This window comes from Peterkaempfera podocarpi (assembly GCF_042466665.1).
GTDB classification, from domain to species: Bacteria; Actinomycetota; Actinomycetes; order Streptomycetales; family Streptomycetaceae; genus Peterkaempfera; species Peterkaempfera podocarpi.
In genome coordinates this window covers 4,114,007-4,132,915 of sequence record NZ_CP162102.1, presented here as the reverse complement: position 1 = coordinate 4,132,915, position 18,909 = coordinate 4,114,007, and the positions used below count along the sequence as shown (strand labels likewise).

Below are 18,909 nucleotides of genomic sequence, written 5' to 3'. Positions count from 1 at the left end.
GCGCGGTCCGCCGACCCACGGCAGCGCCCCTGCGCGGCTCCGCCCCGCCGAGCGCCGTCGGCCGCCCTCGCGTACGCGCACCGGGTGTCCGACCCGCCGACTAAGCTCGACCGGGTCGGGGGACGGACGGCAGAGGCGTGGAGATGGTCCCGTGAGTGTGTGGGACGACCTGGTCGGTCAGGAGCGGGTGGTCGAGCAGCTGACCTCAGCCGCCCTGGCGGCGCGGGCCGTGGTGACCGCCGGGCGGCAGGAGGCCGCCGGGCCGGGAACCGGCTCGGCGATGACCCATGCCTGGCTCTTCACCGGCCCGCCCGGGTCCGGCCAGGCGACCGCCGCCCGCGCCTTCGCCGCAGCCCTCCAGTGCACCAGCTCCGATCTGGAGCTCGGCGGCACCCCGGGCTGCGGCTTCTGCGAGGGCTGCCACACCGTGCTCGCGGGCAGCCACGCCGATGTGAAGACGGTCCGCAACGACGGGCTCTCCATCCCGGTCCGCGACATGCGGGAGCTGGTCCTGCGCGCCTCCAGCTATCCCACCGGCGGCCGCTGGTCGGTGATCCTGCTCGACGACGCCCACCGCCTCACGGAGCAGGCTGCCAATGCCCTGCTCAAGGGCGTCGAGGAGCCCTCCCCGCGTACGGTCTGGCTGCTCTGCGCCCCCTCCGTGCAGGATGTGCTGCCCACCATCCGCTCCCGATGCCGTCTGCTGGTGCTGCGCACTCCGCCCACCCCGGCCGTGGCCGACATGCTGGTGCGGCGCGACGGAGTCGATCCGGTGCTCGCCGAGACCGCCGCCCGCGCCTCCCAGGGCGACCTGGAGCGGGCCCGCCGGCTGGCGCTGGACGAGCAGGTCCGCGCCCGCCGGGCCGAGGTGCTGCGCATCCCCCTGGAGGTCTCGGACGTGGGTTCCTGCCTGGCCGCCGCCCAGCGACTGGTCGACACCGCCAAGCAGGACGCCGAAGAGCTCGCCGGGACGCGGGACGTCAAGGAGACCGACGACCTCAAGGCGGTCTACGGCGCCGCCGAGGGGCTCGGCGGCCGGGCCCCCCGGGGCATGGCGGGAGCGATCAAGGAGTTGGAGAAGCGCCAGAAGAGCCGCGCCACCCGTACCCGACGGGAGAGCCTCGGCGTGGCACTGATCGAACTGCTGGGCTTCTACCGTGACGTCCTCGCACTTCAGCTCGGCAGCACCGGTGAACTGGCCAACGAGGACCAGCGGGCCGCTCTGCAGCGGGTCGCGTCCGGCGGCCCTCCGGAGTCGACGCTGCGCCGGATCGAGGCCGTGCTGGCCTGCCGTACCGCGCTCGACCGCAATGTCGACCCGCTGCTCGCGGTCGAGGCCATGACGCTGGCGCTGCGCGCCGGCTGAGTCGTCCGTACCCCCGCCCGTACCCCCGTCCGGGCTGCCCGGCAGGGCCGAAGGGCCGCCCGTATCGTTCACTCGTCCGAGTGGTCTGGGCGATTTGCCCGGATTGTTCCACGGACACCCCCAGGTGCTCTTGCAGGGTGGGAGGCCGACGCGCCTCGCCGCGGAAGCCGCGGACTGCGGGGTGCGGCTCCGTCCCGGAGGTGCCCCCGTGCTCCGCTCGATCCTTGTCCTGCTGCTTGTCACCGCCGCCGTCGCGGCGGTCCGGCTCGCCCGTGCCGCCGCCGACCACAAACGGGAACGGAGGGCAGCCGAAGCCTACGGACTGGCCGGCGACCGCCGTGTCACCCGGCTGCTCGGAGCCGGCTCGGCCGCCTCCGGGCTGTTGGCACTCGCCCTGCTGGTGGCGCTCGGCACCGGTGCGGCCGACCGTCTGCGCTTCGCCACCGGCGCCCCGCCGGCCGCTGCCGCGGCTGCCGTCGCCGGCCGGCCGGCCGACCCCGCCCCGGCGACTCCGGCCACGGCGTTCGGCATCATCGGCCACCCCGCAGGCGGACAGCTGCTCCAGGGGACGGTCCGCGCAACCGACGGCGGCCAGCGCATCGTCCGGGTCTGGCTGCCCCCGCAGTACGCCGAGGACACCCAGACCCGCTTCCCGGTGGTGGTGCTGCAGACCGGCACGCCGGGCGCCACGGCCGACTCCGAGGCCCCCTATGTCTTCGACGGCTTCGTCGGCGACGTTGCCCAGCAGCGCACCGTCCCGTTCGTGGTCGTCGCCCCCCAGGCACCGTCGGGCACCGCGCACCCCTGCGATCTGCTGACCGCCGCCCCCGGCGCCGTCCCCGACGACGAGGCCGTGCGGGCCGCCGTCGCCGCCGAGTTCCGCACCCTGCCCGCCGGACCGCAGGGCTGGGAGACGCTCGGCATCGGCGACGCCGCGCCCTGCGCCGTGGCCGCCGCGCTGACCAGGTCCGACCTGTACGGCGCCGGGGCCGCCCTGTCCGGCCGGTACGACAGCGAGGCCCTGGTCCGGGCCGCCGCCGACGGGCGCCCGGGACTGCCGACCCCGCGGCTGCTGCTCGCCGCCGCCCAGCACGACCCCGCCGGACGCGCCGAGGCCGACCGGCTGCGGGACGCTCTGGCCTCGGCCGACGGCCGGCCCGCCCACGCGACCGTGGAGACCTCGGCCGTCCGGGACACCGCCGCCGAACAGGAGCGGATCCGGCTGGTCAGGACAGCCGTGCAGTATCTCGCCGAGTCCCGCGGCGAACCGCTCCCCGGTGCGTCGGCCCACCCCTGACTCCGTCCCGCGTCCGCGGCGGACCCAGGGCACCCCTCGGCCCCGCTCCGCGGCGACCCGCCGCCCGCCCGGGGCGCCGCGACACGCCCCGCGTGTGCGGCGGACCCGGGCGGCCCCCTCAGCTGCGACTACGCTCTGCAACAGGCCGACACGCCAACACGAAGGAACGGTGCTATGAGCAGGGCGAACAACAGGCTCGGGCCATGGCGGCGGCGAGGCGGGGCCGCACTGCTGGCCGTGTGCGGGCTGCTGCTGGGCGCCTGCTCCTCCGGCGGTTCCGGGCCGACGTCCGCCAACGCCCACACCACGCCGGCGCCGGGGACGACGGGCGGTGACGCGGCCGCCGTCGGAGGAGCCGCCCGTACCGCGCTGCAGCCGCTGCCCGCCGCCACCCCGAGCGCGCTGCTGCACTACTACCGGCAGAAGCTCGGCTGGCGGGCCTGCGACGGCTCCTTCGAGTGCGCCACCTTCAAGGTGCCACTGGACTACGCCCACCCCGAGCAGGGCGATCTCACGCTGATCGCCGACCGCAAGAAGGCCACCGGGGGTGCTCCCCGGGCCGGCTCACTGGTGCTGAACCCCGGCGGCCCCGGCGGCTCCGGCATCGCCTACCTGGAGGGTGTGGCGGCGAGCTTCGCCGCGCCGGTGCGCGCCGCATACGACCTGGTCGGCTTCGACCCGCGGGGCGTCGGCCGCAGCGACCCCGTGGAGTGCCTGAGCGCCCCCCGGATGGACGCCTTCGCCGCCGCCGACGTCACCCCGGACAACGCGGCGGAGACCGCCACCCTGGTCAAGGAGGTGCGGGAGTTCGCCGCCGGCTGCGAGCAGCGGTCCCGGCGGATCCTGCCGTATGTGGACACCATCGCGGCGGCCCGCGACATGGATGTGCTGCGTGCCCTGCTGGGCGACGACAAGCTGACCTACGTCGGCAAGTCCTACGGCACCTATCTCGGCGCGGCCTACGCCGGACTGTTCCCCAGCCGGGTCGGCCGGATGGTGCTGGACGGCGCCCTCGACCCGTCCCTCGACGCCCGGCAGGCCGCCCTCGGGCAGGCAGCCGGCTTCGAGGTCGCCTGGTCGGCCTTCGCCAAGGACTGTGTCTCCCGGAGCGGCTGCCCGCTGGGCCGGACCACCGCCGAGGCAGGCACCCGCCTCGACGCCCTGTTCCGTTCGATCGACCGCACGCCTCTGGCCACCGGCAGCAGCCGCCGCCTCACCGAGGCGCTGGCCACCACCGGTGTGATCCAGGCCATGTACGCGGACTTCCTCTGGCCCCAGCTGCGCACCGCGCTCAAGGACGCACAGCAGGGCAAGGGCGCGGGGCTGCTGGCCCTCTCGGATTCGTACTACGACCGCCGCAGCGACGGCGGCTACGGCAATCTGATGTACGCCAACATGGCGGTCAACTGCCTGGACACGCCCGCTCCGTTCAGTGGTCCCGAGCAGATCCAGTCGGCGGTGGCGCAGTTCGTCCGTACCTCCCCGCACTTCGGGCGGGCCATGGCCTGGATGTCTCTGACCTGCGCCTACTGGCCGGTGCACTCCACCGGCCGGCCGCACACCATCGCCGCCGTCGGAGCCCCGCCCATCGTCGTCGTCGGCACCACCCGCGACCCGGCCACCCCCTATGTCTGGGCCAAGGCGCTGGCAGCCGAGCTCTCCTCCGGCCGGCTGCTCACCTTCCAGGGCGACGGCCACACCGCGTACGGCGGCCGCAGCGACTGCATCGACACGGCGGTCAACACCTATCTGCTGGAGGGCCAGGCACCCGAGAACGGCAAGGTCTGCTCCTCCTGAACGGATACGAGGGCGGCCAGGAAAGTGGCAATGGCACACTTTTCTGGCCGCCCGAACATTTTGAGCAGTAAGGAAGACACCGTGCTGGGAGTCCCCGATCTGGCCACCTTCACTCTCGGGGCACTGATCATCGTGCTCCTCCCGGGACCGAACTCCCTCTATGTCCTCTCCGTGGCCGCCCGCCGCGGCATACGCACCGGGTACCGTGCCGCCTCGGGCGTCTTCCTCGGCGACACCACCCTGATCGTCCTCACCTCCGCCGGGGTCGCCTCGCTGCTCAGGGCCAACCCGCTGGTCTTCGACGTGGTCCGCTACGGCGGTGCCGCCTACCTGGTCTGGATCGGCGTCGGCATGCTCCGCTCGGCCCGCGCCCTGTGGCGCGAGCACCGCACACCGGAGACCGATGTGACCACCGGCACCTCCGGGACCGCCGGGTCCGCCACCACCCAGCGCCCCTTCCGCCGGGCCCTGGCCGTCGGCCTGGCCAGGCTCCGTTCGTACATCCCGCTGGCGGGCCGGGCCGCTGGTGCCCGGCAGACCACGGCGGAGCCCGCCGGTGCCGTGGCCGAGGCAGGCTCCGGCATGGGGGAGAAGCAGGAGCGGCCGTTCCGGCGGGCCCTGATCGTCAGCCTGCTGAACCCCAAGGCGATCCTGTTTCTGCTGAGCTTCTTCACCCAGTTCGTGGATCCCTCGTACGGGAAGCCCGTACTGTCCTTCGCTCTGCTGGGCGGCATCCTCCAGACCTTCAGCGTGCTCTACCTCTCGGCGCTGATCCTCACAGGCACCGCGCTGGCGAACGCCTTCCGCCGCCGGCGGCGCCTGTCCGCCGGGCTGACCGGAGGTGTGGCCATGCTCTTCGGCGGCTTCGCGGTGAAGCTCATGATCTCTTCGGGGATCTGACCCCGGTCGACCAGGGACTTTCCCGAGTGCCGCACCCACAAGATCCTCCGTCTGTGCGCGACCGGCAGATCGGTGCGCTGGTGTCCGCGCGGGCGGATGCACCGTCACAGGGGGATCAGTGACACCCGTAAGGCTCTCGATACCGGTGCTGTGGACTCCCACGGCAATGCCGTCATCCGGTATCGGCGCACGCACAACACCGTTGTCACGGCGGTGAACCTTGCAGAGGCGCTTGCGTGGCGTGCTGACGCCACGGCGGCTCTCATCGAAGGCGTGGTCGCCCGCTTCGGAGGATTCACGGTGAAGCTGATGACGTCCTCCCGCCTCTGACGCCGACAGGCAGGCAGCCCCCGGGCCGAGGGGGCCGCCTGCGCACCGTGTGCCCTGGGAGGGCGCGGGTCCGGCCCGCGTGCGTAGGCAGCGGGGCCTACTCGGCGGCCACCGGCACCCCGGCTGCCGCCGTGGGCAGGCGCACCGCGGTCACCGGAACGACGTGCCGGGCGCGGCCGCGGGCCAGCAGGGTGTCGACGGCGAAGGTGCCGGGGCCGGTGACGGCGAGGAGCAGCAGGGTCCAGCAGAACAGCACGGAGAGCTCCCCGCCGTTCTGGATGGGCAGCAGCGAGTGCTCCTGGTGCACGGTGAAGTACGCGTACGCCATGGAGCCGGAGCCGAGCAGGGCGGCCGGGCGGGTGCCGAGGCCGAGGACGACGAGCACGCCGACGACGAACTGGATGAGAGCAGCCCACCATCCGGGCCAGACGGCGACCTCGACGGCCTTGCCGGTGCCCATGTTGCCGCCGAGCACGCCGAAGAGCGCGGCCGCGCCGTGGCAGAGGAAGAGACCCCCGATGATGACGCGGTAGACCGAGAGCAGCTGCGGTCCGAATCTGGAGTTGGCCATGATGTCCCTTTCCTGGGAGTGCGGTCTGTGGGGCAGTTTCGGGCCGGGACCTAGTGCGCCGCTTGTGTCGAATCCTCCCCGTACCGCCCAGCCCGTCGGTGATCCAGCGATGTGGCCCGGGAGCGGCCTGTCGGTACGGACAGAGGCGTTGTGCGCCGGGCCGCTGCTGCCTTCCCGGGTCGGGGCCGGATCGGGTGGGTCGGCCGGTTCACCCGACCGTCCACGGGACGCTGACCGGTGGTCAGTCATTGGCGGGACGGCTCCCCCGCGGGGCGGTGGGGGCGACCGTCCGGGCCCGGGTGGCCTGCCCGGCCGCGGTCGGCGTACGTCGCCGGGCGCAGGTCCCGGCAACCCTTCGGAACTGTGTAGACTGTGGCTTGCCCGTGCGATGCTCGTCCCTGCGACGAACTGCACTGGCACTGCCGCCTTAGCTCAGTCGGCCAGAGCGACGCACTCGTAATGCGTAGGTCAAGGGTTCGATTCCCTTAGGCGGCTCAGACAAGGCCCAGGTCATATAGCTCATGACCTGGGCCTTTTGCCATTCCTTGACGTGTGAGCAGGCGTCAGCGACGCGCTACAAGATCGCTTGCGCGAGCGATGCGTGAGCACTGGTGTTGATCTTGGTTGGCCTTTGGTCTTCTTGGCCTTGGACTTCGCCTTCTTCGCGGCCTTCCGCTTGGCCTTCTCGGCTTCGCAGCAGCCTTGGTGTGAGCCTGGGCTTCGGTCTTCCGCTGGAGGGGGACGAGCTTCGCGGCGTCCTCGGCGGCCGCGGCGGCGTCCTTGGCGATGTCGGCAGGACGCCGACGTAGATGTCCGAGGTGATCTTGATGGAGGAGTGGCCGAGCATTTCGGACACCACCTTCATGTCGACCCCGCCCGCGAGCGCAAGGGTGGCTGCGCCGTGGCGGAGGTCGTGCAGGCGGCTCGGCAGCAGGCCGGACGAGGCGACCGGGCGCGGCGAGCAGTGCGCGGCTGTCTCACGCGTGGCACGCTCCCGCGCTCCGGAACCAGTAATGACCCAGTAACGAGCCCCTCCTAGCGTTCGCTTCCTCCCTTACCGTCTCAGGAGGAGCACCCGGATGCACCTGCCCCGCCACCGCCGGCGCAGATCTGCCGTGTGGGCGACGGCCGCTCTCACCTCGGCCGTTCTGCTGACCGGTCCGCTGCCCGCCGCGGCCGCTGACAGCACCCCGTCACCCAAGATCGATTCCACTCTGCTCGACGCCGTGAAGGGCGGCGGTGAGGCATCGTTCTTCGTCGTCCTCAAGGGCCAGGCAGACCTGTCCGCCGCCCACGGCAAGACGTCGCACGCGGCCAAGGCCAAGGCCGCCTACGACCAGTTGCGCACCACGGCTGAGGACGGCCAGCGTTCGCTGAACTCCTTCCTCGACAAGAAGAAGGTCGGCCACCGGGACTTCTGGATCGCGAACGCGGTCTATGTCACCGGCGACCAGGCGCTCGTCGACCAACTCGCCCAGCGCTCGGACGTCGCGAGGATCGTCAAGGAGCAGACGTACAAGCTCGACGACCTGGAGAGCCGGACCGGGAACGTCGAGACGCAGGCCGCGACGGAGAGCGCCGTCACGGCGGCCCAGGCAGCCGCGGACGACGACGGGACCCCCGAGTGGGGCGTCGCCGACATCGAGGCCGACAAGGTGTGGAAGGACTACGAAGACCGCGGCGAAGGCATCGTCGTGGCCAACGTCGACTCCGGCGTCCAGTACGACCACCCCGACCTGGTGGCGAACTACCGCGGCAACAACGGCGACGGCTCCTTCACCCACGACTACAACTGGTTCGACGCGACGGGCGAGTGCCCGACGGCCGCGCCGTGCGACAACAACGGGCACGGCACCCACACCATGGGCACCATGGTCGGCAAGGGCGGCGTCGGTGTCGCCCCGGGCGCGAGCTGGATCGCCGCCAAGGGCTGCGAGTCGGAGAGCTGCTCGGACGCGTCGCTGCTCGCGGCCGGCCAGTGGATCCTCGCGCCGACCGACCACAACGGGCAGAACCCGCGCCCCGACCTCGCACCGAACATCGTCAACAACTCCTGGGGCGGCGCCGAGACCGCGTTCTACCAGGACATCATCGACGCCTGGAACGCGGCGGGCATCTTCGAGGCGTTCGCCGCCGGGAACGACGGCGACGGCACCACCTGCTCCACCACGCACGCTCCGGGCTCGCAGGCCGACACCTACGGCGTCGGTGCCTACGACGCCAACGGCACAATCGCCTCGTTCTCGGGCTTCGGCCCGTCGCCGACCGACGGCTCCGAGAAGCCGAACATCTCGGCACCCGGTGTCGACGTCCGGTCCACCTGGCCGAACAACACGTACAACACCATCTCCGGTACGTCGATGGCCACACCCCACGTCGCCGGCGCGGTGGCGCTGCTGTGGTCGGCCGCGCCGTCCCTGATCGGCAACATCGACGCCACCCGTGAACTGCTCAACGAGGGCGCGCGCGACGTCGACGACACGCACTGCGGCGGCACCGCCGCCTCCAACGACGTGTGGGGCGCGGGCAAGCTCGACATCTACAACTCCGTGGAGAAGGCGCCGCACACCGCCGCGACCGTGACCGGCACGGTCACCGACTCCGCCACCGGCGCCGCCCGCCCTGCCCGGCCTCACCGTGCAGGCCACCGACGCGGCGGGCAGCGTCCGCACCGTCAAGACGGTGGCGGGCGGCGCCTATCGCCTGACGCTGCCGGAGGGCACGTACTCGTTCGCGCTGAGCGGCTACGGCTACGCGCCGAAGACCGTCACCGGCGTCGTGGTCACCCAGGGCGAGGCCCTCGTCCGCGACTTCGCACTCGACGCGGTGACCTCGCACAAGGTCTCCGGCACCGTCCTCGACGTCCAAGGCCGGCCGCTGGCCAAGGCCACCGTGTCGGTCGACGGATCGCCGGTCGCGCCCGTCACGACCGACACCAGCGGCGCGTTCACGCTGCCCGAGGTCGCCAACGGCAGCTACACGCTGTCCGTGACGCCCGCCGCCCCGGTGCTGTGCAACGGTGCGTACCACGGCTCCCTGGTCGTGGACAGCGACGAGACCGCGCGGATCAAGCTCCCGGCGCTGACCGACGCGTTCGGCAACTCCTGCACCCCGGCCGCCTATTCATGGATCAAGGGCACCACGAGCGTGGCGCTCACCGGTGACGAGGACGCCACCACGATCAGCCTGCCCTTCGCGGTGAACCTGTACGGCGTCTCCTACACCAGCGCCTCGATCACCACGAACGGCCTGATCAACTTCCTGGAGCCGCGCATCGGGGACTACGACAACACCCCGCTGCCGACCGCCGCCCGGCCCAACGGCGTCGTCGCCGCCCTGTGGGACGACCTGGTCCTGGACAAGAAGTCCAGCGTCCAGACGGCCACCACCGGTGCCAAGGGCAACCGGCAGTTCGCCGTCGTGTGGACCAACGCCGCCTACGCCGCCCAGTCCGGCGCACGCGCCACCTTCGAGGCGGTCTTCGACGAGGCCACCGGCTCGGTGACGCTCCAGTACAAGACCGTCGACGACCGCGGCGCGAGCGCGACCGTCGGCATCGAGAACCAGTCCGGCACCGACGGTCTCCAGTACGAGTTCAACCAGGCGGTCGTCACCGCCGGTTCGGCCGTCCACTTCGCGCAGGGAGACAACGCATGAGAGCGCACGACTCGCGGCGGGCCCTGCGGCTCGCCTCCATGCTGGCCGTGGCCGGCCTCGCGCTGACCGCGGCCCCGCACGCCCTGGCCGCCGGCGCGGACGCCGACGCGTCGGTCATCAAGCTGACCGGCGCCCAGGGCAAGGCGCTGGCGGACCGCCTGCAGACCGAGCTGTACGGCGACGACGCGGCCTCGACCGACGGCACCGGCGCGACCACCGGAACCGGTGCGACCGACGGGACCGGCACCGGCAGGACGGACGCGCCGACCCCGGACGCCTCGGGTGGCGCCTCCACCGACACCGTCCAGCCGATCACCACCACCAGGAAGTCGACGATCGAGGGCGTGCGCGGCCTGGCGGCCACCGTCCCCGTCGGTAACAGGAAGGGCGACTACTTCACGCTGCACAGCCTCGGCCACGTCGCGCGCAGCGCCGCCGACGGCACGCCGCAGTGGAGCCGCGACATCGCCTCGCTGACGGCCGACTGGAAGGTCAAGCACCTTCGCCCGTGGGACACCGAGTTCTATCCGCCGCTGCTGATGATGGGCTACAACGCGGTCAGCCCCTTCACCCCGAACTCCGGTCAGGGGTACGACACCGGCGACCTCACCGGTGACGGCATCCCTGACGTCGCCTTCTCGGCGAGCCTCGGCATGGTCCCGCCGGCCGGAGTCGTGTTTCCCGGCACGACGTTGACCAAGGGCACGATCGTGACCGTCCTGGACGGCGCGACCGGGAAGACCCTCTACTCGAAGGTGTACGCCTTCGCGTCGCTGGTGAAGATCGTCGACGGCGCGCTGCTCGTCGGTGACGCACCCTCGGAGAACGGCTCCGCAGCCGCGACCGGCACGACCCGGCTGACCGGGACCCGTTTCTCGTACGCGGACGGCGCGCTCACCGAGTCGAGCACCTGGATGTACGACACCGGCACCACCACGGGCTCCAACTGGGCGTCCGTCCAGGACCTCGGCGGTGGCCGGGCGGCCGTCTCCTGGGACCTGGCGAAGACCGCCACCAGCGCCTCCCGGGGCCGCACCGTCGTCCTCGACACCAACGACGGCTCGGTGCAGTGGCAGACCGACAGCTCCCTGTACAGCCGCCAGCTGCGGCTGGACACCGGCCGGGGGCAACTGGTCGCCGTGGAGCAGTCCGACATCAGCGACGGCGTGCGGTACGAGGTCGCCGCCTACGACCTGGCCGACGGCCGCCGCACCACGCTGGACGGCCGCGTGAACGTGCTGCCCACCGCGTTCACGGTCGGCGACCTGTCCGGCGACACGGCCGACGAGTACATCGTCAGCGAGTCCTCGCTCACGGACAACCTGTTCGTGAACGCGAGCACGATCCGGGTGCTGGACGGCGGCGACCCGCAGACCGCGCTGTGGCAGTACACGACCAAGCGGGCCGCGGACAACGGACAGGACGGCCCCAGCACCTGGCGGCTCGATGTCGTGGGCAACAGGCTGGTCGCGACGGGACAGGACGACACGGACATCGGCAAGGCCGTGAACACCGGGGGCCGGTACGGGTCGCTGACCGTGTTCAACGCCAAGGGCAAGGTGGCCTGGCGGACGTCCGGCGCCACGGCGTCGCCCGTCTTCGACGACATCTACAAGGACGCCGACGGCCGGCACATCCGCACCGTCGACGCGGATCAGAACGTCCGCACGTACGACCTCGCCGACGGCACCCGGCAGCAACTATCGCCGCTGCAGGGCGACATGGCGTACGCGCAGATGCTCGACATGGACGGCGACAAGAAGCTCGATCTCGTCGAGGGCGGCCAGTCCGACGGCGTGTGGGCGTACTCCGGCACCTCGCTGGTCGGCGGCACGCCGAAGAAGCTGTGGCAGGCCACCGTGCCCGGCGCGGTGCACCGCATCGAGGTCGCGGACGTCACGGGCGACAAGACCCCGGAGATCGTCGTCGCCGCGGACAGCGCCGTTGTCGTGCTCGACTCCAGCACCGGCGCGGTGCTGAGGACGATCGACGGCGGCAGCCAGTACGTCCGCTCGGTCGTGCTCGCCGACCTCGACGGCGACGGCAAGAAGGAGATCCTCGTCCCGACCGACGCCCTGCGCGTCTACAAGGGCGACGGCAAGCCGCTGTGGACGTACGCGGCGCCCGCGAGCGCCGGCAGCGTGTACTTCGCCGACCCCTCGGTGAACGACGGCAGGGTGTACACCCAGTACGGCGGCGCCGGCGCCTTCGATGTCACGAACCCCGTGGTCAAGGCGGTCGCGCTGGACGGGGCGACCGGCACCCTGGGCTGGGACATGACGCCGACCGCCCCGGCGGACGCCCAGGACGGCATCCGCGGTGCGCTGCTCGACCACGCGGTCTACGCCTCGGCGAACACCCCGTACGCCGACGGCCACGCCGTCGCCTACACCTGGGTCGCCTGGACGCCGATCCACACCACCAGCGGTGACTTCATGTCGCCGAGCAACGTTGTGGAGATCCGCGACGGCCGCACCGGGGAGCTGTTGCACACCGCGACCACCGGTGGCCTGTGGACCCACGGCGGGTACTTCGACGGCGACGGGGTGCTCATGGAGGCCGGCACCGCGTCGGTCTACTCCTTCGGCGCCGGCGGTGCGGACACGCGGACCGTGTTCCTCCCGCCGACCCACACCGCGGGCTGGATCACCGGACCCGGGGGGCGGAAGGTCGGCATCACCGGGTCCGAGGGCGGCGCCTACCTGTGGGACCCGGCCACGTTCGTCAGCGACGGGATGCACTCGGACTACGTCGGTAAGACGGCGGTCGAAGGGGGCTCCCGCAACTACGTCGCCGGCGATCTCGACGGGGACGGCGTGGACGAGATCGTCATGCTCAACTTCGACGACCGGGGCGTGAACGAGACGGCCGAAATGATCGGGGGTGGCTACCTGATCTCCAACCAGAGCATCCACGAGGTGTCGACGTACAAGCTCTCCTGAGCCGCAGCCCAGGCGCGTCCCGAACGCGCACGGTGGGCCGGGACCCCCAGGTCACCGCAGGGGTCCCGGCCTGCTGCACCACCTCCGGCATTCACGGCGCACTCGATTACAGTGGGCGCCCTCATGGACGCACGGCACAGCACGGAGGGTGGGACGCCCGCCCCGCCTGTGCTGAGGCTGTACCTTTTCGGTGGTTTTCGTGCCGAACGTGACAGTGGGCCTGCGCTGGCCGAACGGTGGCCGCGCCCCAGCGCCCGCGCGCTGGTGAAACTGCTTGCCGTCATTCCCGGGCACGGGCTCCACCGCGAGCAGGCGATGGACGTCTGCTGGCCCGACGCGGATCCGCAGGCCGCGGCAGGCAGCCTGCGGGTCGCCCTGCACGCTGCCCGCCGCGCCCTCGAACCCGAGCTTCCGCCGCGCGCCGCCTCCTCCTATCTCGTGTCCGACGGAGCCATGCTGCGGCTCGACCCAGCCACAGTGTGGATCGACGCCGACCACGCCGAATCGGCGGCCCGCGACGCCCTCGTCTCCGGTGACCCGGCCCGGCTGGCCTCCGCCCTGGAGGAGTTCGGTGGCGAGCTGCTGCCGGAGGACCGGTACACCACCTGGGCGCAGCCGCGCCGGGACGGGCTGACCCGGCTGCGCGAGGAACTGCTGCTCGGACTCGCGGCCGCGCACCTGGCGCAGGGCGCCGTGCATGAGGCGGTCGAGGTCGCCGAGCAGGTGCTGGCGGCCAGCCCGGCCGAGGAACTCGCCCACCGGGTGCTCATGGAGGCGTACATCCGGCAGGGACTGCGGCGGCGCGCGGTACGCCAGTACCACCTGTGCCGGGAGGCACTTGACGCCGAACTGGGTGTGCGGCCCGGACCGGAGACGGAGCGGCTGCACCGCACCGCGCTCGCCGCCAGGCCGGTGACGATGGCCTCAGCGCCGGCGTCCGCCCCCGCGCTGCCCGCCGTCCTGCGGGGGAGGCTCAGCACGCCGCTGCGCGGCCGCGACGACCTGCTGGCCGGGCTGCTCGCCGAGGAAGGGCCACCCGTGCGGCTGCTCACCGGCGAGGCGGGAGTCGGCAAGACGCGGCTGGCCGGCGAGGTCGCACGCCGGGCCGCCGGCTCCGGGGCGGCCGTGCTCTGGGGCGGCGGCCACGACGCGGAGGGCCACACTCCGTACGGGGCGTTCGCCGAGGCGCTCAACGGGTGGCTCGCCGCACGGGACACCCATGAGCGCGCCCTCGTCGGCGCCGAACATCCCGAGCTGGCGGCGTTCCTGCCCGCGCTGGGCCGCGCCGGGGACGGCGTCGAACGCAGCCCGGAGGAGGAGCGCGACCGGCTGTTCGGCGGCACCGCCGCCCTGCTCGGCGAACTGGCCTCCGCCCGCCCGGTGCTGCTGGTCCTCGACGATCTGCATGCCGCCGACGCGGGGTCGTTCCAGCTGCTGAGCCACCTCGCCCGCCGCTCGGCGGACGCCGGGGTCCGGCTGCGTTTCCTGGTGTCCTGCCGCGAGGAGGAGCTGCCCGACGGAGACCCGCGCCGGACCGGTCTGGCGGCGCTGGTGCGGCACGGACTCGCGGTCCGGGTGGAGGTCGGGCGGCTGGACCGGGAGGCATGCCTCGCGGTCGCGGCGGACGCCCTCGCGGGGAACGGCGGCGGTGCCGTGCGGGGCGCCGGGCAGGACAGCGGCCGGGACGTGGCTCCCGAGGCGGTGAGCGGCGCCGCGGGGGCCGCCGGGCGGCTGGCCCGGGTGTGGGAACTCTCCCTCGGCAACCCGCTGTTCGCCATCGAGCTGGCGCGCGGACTCACCCACCCGGAGCCCGGTTCCGGCGCCGTGGCGCCCGACAGCGTGCGGCAGCTCGTCGCCGAGCGGCTCGGACGGCTCGACCAGGACACCCGGCGGATCGTCGAGGCGCTGTCCGCCGCGGGCGGCGAGACCGCGCTGTCCGAACTCCTGGACGTGGCCGAGTACGGGCTGCACCCGCCGGTCGCCGGGGCGGCCGCCGCCGACGCCCTGGAACGGGCCATCTCCGTCTCGCTGGTGGAGGAGCGCCAGGTCGTCGTGGACGGCCGGCCCGAGGCCGGTGTTGCTTTCCGCCATCCTGTCGTCCGCCTGACCTGCTACGACCGGCTGACGACGGTACGCCGACGCCAGCTGCACGCGGCCTTCGCCCGGACCGTGCTGCGCCGCCGGCCCGACGCCGTCGACGAGCTGGCCTCGCACTTCGCCCGCGCCGACGACGCGCGTGCCGCCGAGTACCTGCGCCGGGCGGCCGAGCGGGCCGCCGCCCTCTACGCCAATGACACCGCCGACCGCTACTACCGTGAGCTGGTCACCCGGCTCGACGTCGACGCCGCGCACGCCCGTCTCGCGCACAGCGAAGTCCTGGGCCGAATGGGGCAGTTCACGGAGGCGGCCGACGTGCTGCGCCGTGCCCTCGCGGAGTTCGTACGCCGGGGGGACCACGACGACACGGTTCTTGCGGCGGCGCATCTCGCGGACAATCTGGCCAAGGCCGGGGCCACCCGGGAAGCTGCGTCGGTCCTGCGGTCGCACGCCGTCACGGCCGCCACCTCGCCCGGCTCTGCCGCCCGCCACCACCTCGCCCTCTCCCTGGTCGGAGGGATCCTCGGGCGGTACGAGGAGGCGTACGCCTCGGCGCTGAGCGCGCTGGCGCCGGCCTGCCGGGTCCCGGGTCCGGTGGGCATGGCGTTCCAGGCCCGCAGCTACATCGTCCAGGCCCGCAACCTGGCCCTGGACGGCCGGTTTCACGAGGCGCGCGAGGCCGCCGACCTGGCGCTGGGCCCGGCCGAGGCATCCGGGGACCCAACCATGATCGTCGCGGCGCTGTCGACCCTGCGGGAGAACGAGCGCCGCGCCGGGCGGCTGCACGAGGCCGTCGCGTCCGGGGAGCGCGCCCTCACACTCGCCGAGCGGTCCGGCGACCCCACCGCCGCCGCGTTCGAGCGCGCCAATCTCGCCGAACTGCACATGCTGCTGGAGGAGTCCCCGGCCGCCGCGGACCTCGCGGAGGCCGCAGTGCGGGGCGCCGAGCCGGAGGACGCCTGGTGCCTGCCGTACGCGCTGGCGACGCTGGCACGGATCCGGCTGCGCACCGGTGCCACCGCGGAGGCCGAGGACCTCCTCCGCCGGGCAGAGTCCGCCGCCGCGGCCCCCCGGGACCGGCAGGCCGGCCTGGAGATTCGCGCAGCGCGGGCCGAACTCGCGCTGCGCACCGGTCGTCCCGACAAGGCGCTGACCGCCCTGGAGGGGGTGGCGGACGATGCGCCGGTGCTGGCCGCGTGGGGCGAACTGCTGTCGGGACGGGCGGAGTCCGCGCGACGCCGGGCCCTCGCGGAGGTGGCGAGGGCAGGCCGGACAGGCGAGCGGCTGGCCGAGGTGGAGGCGAACATCGCCCTCGGCGCGGCCCTGTTCCGGCTCGGCGAGGCCGACCGCGCGAAGGGCACCCTGGCGCAGGCCGAAGAACTCGCCGCCCGCCTGAACTACCCGGCGGGCCTGAGCCGTGTCGCGGCGGCACGCCGTCTCGCGGGCGGCGGAGAACCCGACGACCTCTGGTAGCCGGCCCGCGGTCATGGGACGTCCTGCCTGCGAGTGCTGCGTGAGCGGGGTGGGTGACACCGGAGCGGACCCGCTGTCGCGGTGATCACCGGTGCCGCCCCCGGGGCCTCCCCGGTCGACGTGCGGCCACCCTCGATCTAGGCTGGTTCTGGGGGTAGGGGCCGCCGTAGGGCCGCCCGACCTGGCACTTTGTGCCGAGCCACGCTGCCGGGGGTTGCCTCCGGGCCACTGCGGGAGCCGGGCACACGGCCCGCTTCCGTGACGAGTGAGGCCCGCGGGCAGAATCTGCCATTCTCTCTCTCTGCGACCAGGGGGTCGCCATGAAGAAGGCCAGTCGGATACGCCATCAAGCCGGGGCCGTCATAACGGCGGGACTGATGAGCACGATGCTGGCGACGAGCGCCTCTGCCGCCGTCTCCTCCATAAGCCCCAGCGATCAGCAGGCCATCGTCAACGAGACCAACGCCCTTCGTGAGCAGGCCGGCGCACCGCCGCTGAGCTGGGACGACGGCGTCGCCGCCGCGGCGCAGAGCTGGGCCGACAACCCGCTGTCCACGCCGAACGGCCCCGGTTCGCTGGGACACTCCCCGTCGTTCAACGGCGCCGAGAACATGTCGACCGCTGGGCCGGCCGCGGCCACCGGGCAGTGGGCCGCCGAGAAGAGCAAGTACGACGCCGACCCCAACCATGACCCCAACAGCAGCGGCTACAAGACGCAGTGGGGCCACTACTGGAACATGATCCAGAGCCGGTTCACCAAGATCGGCTGTGGCGCACGGTCCGGTGTGACGGTCTGTCAGTACAGGCCCTGACCCATCGGCACGTGACGCCCCTGCAGCAGGGGCGTCACGTGCCGCTCGAAGGACGGCGCCCCCGGCAGCCCGCCCAGAGCGCCGTGTGGAGCGACCCCCGCTGGGGCCCGAACCCCCTCGGTCGGCCGGGTCGAACGCCGAGCCCGGGCTCAGCCGTGGGCCTGCTGGGCATGCTTGGGCAGAAGGCCGACCAGCAGCAGCGTCAGGACGTTCAGGCCCGCGGCGATGCCGAAGACCAGCTCTGCGGCCGCGAGATAGGAGTGGAGCGACGGGTGCCCGACCCGGGCGAGGAACACCGTGCCGAGGGCGGCGACACCGATGGCGCCGGCGAACTGCTGGACGGCGTTGAGCAGGCCCGCGCCGGTGCCGACCTCTTCGGCGGTGGCGTCGCCGATGATGAAGTCGACCAGCGGGACGAACACCAGCCCCGAGCCGAAGCCGGTGAGCAGCAGCGCGGGCGCCAGCTTCCAGACGGTGATGCCGTCGCCCCAGTGGGCGACGGACCACCACAGGGCCAGCAGGCCGATTACGGCGATGGAGAGCCCCAGGTGCAGGGTGGCGCGCCCCAGTTTCTCGGCGAGCACGGCGCCCGCGAGCAGGACGGCGACGGCGGTGCCGAGGGCCCAGGGGATCAGCGTGAGGCCGGTGCGCAGCGGCGTCCAGTGCATGCCCTGCTGCAGCAGCAGGTTGATGACGAGGACGAACGCGCTGAGTGATGCGTAGAACCCGGCCACGATCACCAGGCCGACGACAAAGCTGCGCTTGCGGAAGAGCGACGGTGTGATGACCGGGTGCCGGCTGTGCCGTTGGGAGGCGACGAACAGCGTGAGCAGCACGATTGCGGCGGCCATCATGGCGTAGGTCCAGGCGGGCCAGCCGAGGTCGCGTCCCTGGATGAGCGGCACGATCAGCAGGGCCGAGGCCGCGGTGAGCAGGCCGACGCCGGTGAGGTCGAGGCGGGCGGACCGGTCCTCCCCGCCGTGGTGGGGCAGGACGCGTCGGCCGAGCGCGGCGGCGATGACGCCGAAGGGGACGTTGATCAGGAAGATGGAGCGCCACTGGCTGCCGAACAGGTCCAGGTGGAGCAGCCAGCCGGCCAGGATGGGCCCGGCCACCATGGTCAGGCCCATCAGCGGGCCGACCGGGGTGAGCGCCCTGCGCAGGTGCTGGGGCGGGAACACGACCTTCACGAGGGCGAGGCCCTGCGGGATCATGACCGACCCGCACAGGCCCTGCAGCGTGCGGGCGACGATCAGGAAGACCGTCCCGGGGGCGAGGCCGCAGGCCAGCGAGGCCAGGGTGAACCCGGTCATGCCGAGCAGGAACAGCCGTCGGCGCCCGAGCAGGTCCCCGAGCCGTCCCGAGGTGACCAGGCCGAGCGCGAAGGCCGTGGTGTAGGCGCTCAGCACCCACTGCACCGTCACCTGGCCGCCGCCGAGGTCGGCGCGGATGGACGGGCCGGCGAGGTTGGCGACGCTGGAGTCGATCAGATCCATGAGGTCGGCCAGGATCACGACGGCCAGGACGAGCCACGCGGTGCGCAGCGGGAGCGTGCTGGTGGTGGGCGCTTGAGAGGTGCGCTGGTCAATGGACACGAACACCGTTCTACATTGGATCGTCGTTCCGAACAATACGAACGGCGTTCTTGTGACACGGAACACTGTTCG

Annotated in this window: 11 protein-coding genes, 1 tRNA gene and 1 pseudogene; 10 read left to right on the top strand and 3 right to left on the bottom strand. The window is 72.7% G+C overall.

The features are described from left to right. The first annotated feature begins 151 nt into the window (after positions 1-151). The 5 genes from AB0761_RS18085 to AB0761_RS18065 all read left to right on the top strand — a co-directional run bounded on the left by AB0761_RS18085 (position 152) and on the right by AB0761_RS18065 (position 5,690). Complete coding sequence (locus AB0761_RS18085; RefSeq protein WP_377270095.1) at positions 152-1,366, top strand: DNA polymerase III subunit delta'; 1,215 nt, start codon at positions 152-154, stop codon at positions 1,364-1,366. A 208-nt stretch (positions 1,367-1,574) separates the two neighbouring features. After that, positions 1,575-2,663: a hypothetical protein gene (locus tag AB0761_RS18080; protein WP_377270094.1), complete on the top strand. Its 1,089-nt coding sequence runs from the start codon at positions 1,575-1,577 to the stop codon at positions 2,661-2,663. A gap of 174 nt (positions 2,664-2,837) precedes the next feature. Then, positions 2,838-4,460, top strand: coding sequence for an alpha/beta hydrolase (locus tag AB0761_RS18075; RefSeq protein WP_377270093.1), 1,623 nt, complete (start codon positions 2,838-2,840; stop codon positions 4,458-4,460). A gap of 81 nt (positions 4,461-4,541) precedes the next feature. Beyond that, positions 4,542-5,360, top strand: coding sequence for a LysE family transporter (locus AB0761_RS18070; protein WP_377270091.1), 819 nt, complete (start codon positions 4,542-4,544; stop codon positions 5,358-5,360). A gap of 150 nt (positions 5,361-5,510) precedes the next feature. Next, positions 5,511-5,690: a hypothetical protein gene (locus tag AB0761_RS18065; protein WP_377270090.1), complete on the top strand. Its 180-nt coding sequence runs from the start codon at positions 5,511-5,513 to the stop codon at positions 5,688-5,690. Positions 5,691-5,787: 97 nt separating this feature from the next. On the opposite strand, the gene AB0761_RS18060 is transcribed toward AB0761_RS18065, so the two are convergent. Then, entirely contained in the window at positions 5,788-6,261 is a 474-nt protein-coding gene (locus AB0761_RS18060) for a DoxX family protein (RefSeq protein WP_377270089.1), read from the bottom strand. Positions 6,262-6,682: 421 nt separating this feature from the next. On the opposite strand from AB0761_RS18060, the gene AB0761_RS18055 reads away from it, so the two are divergent. Further along, positions 6,683-6,756, top strand: a tRNA-Thr gene (locus tag AB0761_RS18055). A gap of 79 nt (positions 6,757-6,835) precedes the next feature. Here AB0761_RS18055 and AB0761_RS18050 read toward each other — a convergent pair. Next, positions 6,836-7,276: a tyrosine-type recombinase/integrase gene (locus AB0761_RS18050; protein WP_377274194.1), complete on the bottom strand. Its 441-nt coding sequence runs from the start codon at positions 7,274-7,276 to the stop codon at positions 6,836-6,838. A gap of 64 nt (positions 7,277-7,340) precedes the next feature. Between AB0761_RS18050 and AB0761_RS18045 the strand changes: the two are divergent. From AB0761_RS18045 to AB0761_RS18030, 4 genes and pseudogenes are all read left to right on the top strand, one after another. Then, positions 7,341-9,918, top strand: a pseudogene (locus tag AB0761_RS18045) (S8 family serine peptidase). Beyond that, complete coding sequence (locus AB0761_RS18040) at positions 9,915-12,860, top strand: FG-GAP-like repeat-containing protein (RefSeq protein ID WP_377270088.1); 2,946 nt, start codon at positions 9,915-9,917, stop codon at positions 12,858-12,860. The pseudogene AB0761_RS18045 and the gene AB0761_RS18040 overlap by 4 nt, the downstream one beginning before the upstream one ends. A 264-nt stretch (positions 12,861-13,124) precedes the next feature. Continuing rightward, complete coding sequence (locus AB0761_RS18035) at positions 13,125-16,430, top strand: ATP-binding protein (protein ID WP_377270087.1); 3,306 nt, start codon at positions 13,125-13,127, stop codon at positions 16,428-16,430. 377 nt (positions 16,431-16,807) lie between these two features. Next, on the top strand, positions 16,808-17,242 hold the full coding sequence (locus tag AB0761_RS18030; RefSeq protein ID WP_377270085.1) for a CAP domain-containing protein: 435 nt from the start codon (positions 16,808-16,810) through the stop codon (positions 17,240-17,242). 149 nt (positions 17,243-17,391) lie between these two features. Here the strand turns inward: AB0761_RS18030 and AB0761_RS18025 are convergent, their stop codons facing one another. Beyond that, the gene (locus AB0761_RS18025; protein WP_377270083.1) at positions 17,392-18,837 is read right to left on the bottom strand and encodes a DHA2 family efflux MFS transporter permease subunit; all 1,446 of its coding nucleotides are present in this window, start codon (positions 18,835-18,837) and stop codon (positions 17,392-17,394) included. Positions 18,838-18,909: the final 72 nt, after the last annotated feature.

Coding starts and splice junctions, on each gene's coding strand:
- AB0761_RS18060 (WP_377270089.1), bottom strand. CDS start 6,261: ATGGCCAACTCCAGATTCGGACCGCAGCTGCTCTCGGTCTACCGCGTC.
- AB0761_RS18040 (WP_377270088.1), top strand. CDS start 9,915: ATGAGAGCGCACGACTCGCGGCGGGCCCTGCGGCTCGCCTCCATGCTG.
- AB0761_RS18075 (WP_377270093.1), top strand. CDS start 2,838: ATGAGCAGGGCGAACAACAGGCTCGGGCCATGGCGGCGGCGAGGCGGG.
- AB0761_RS18030 (WP_377270085.1), top strand. CDS start 16,808: ATGAGCACGATGCTGGCGACGAGCGCCTCTGCCGCCGTCTCCTCCATA.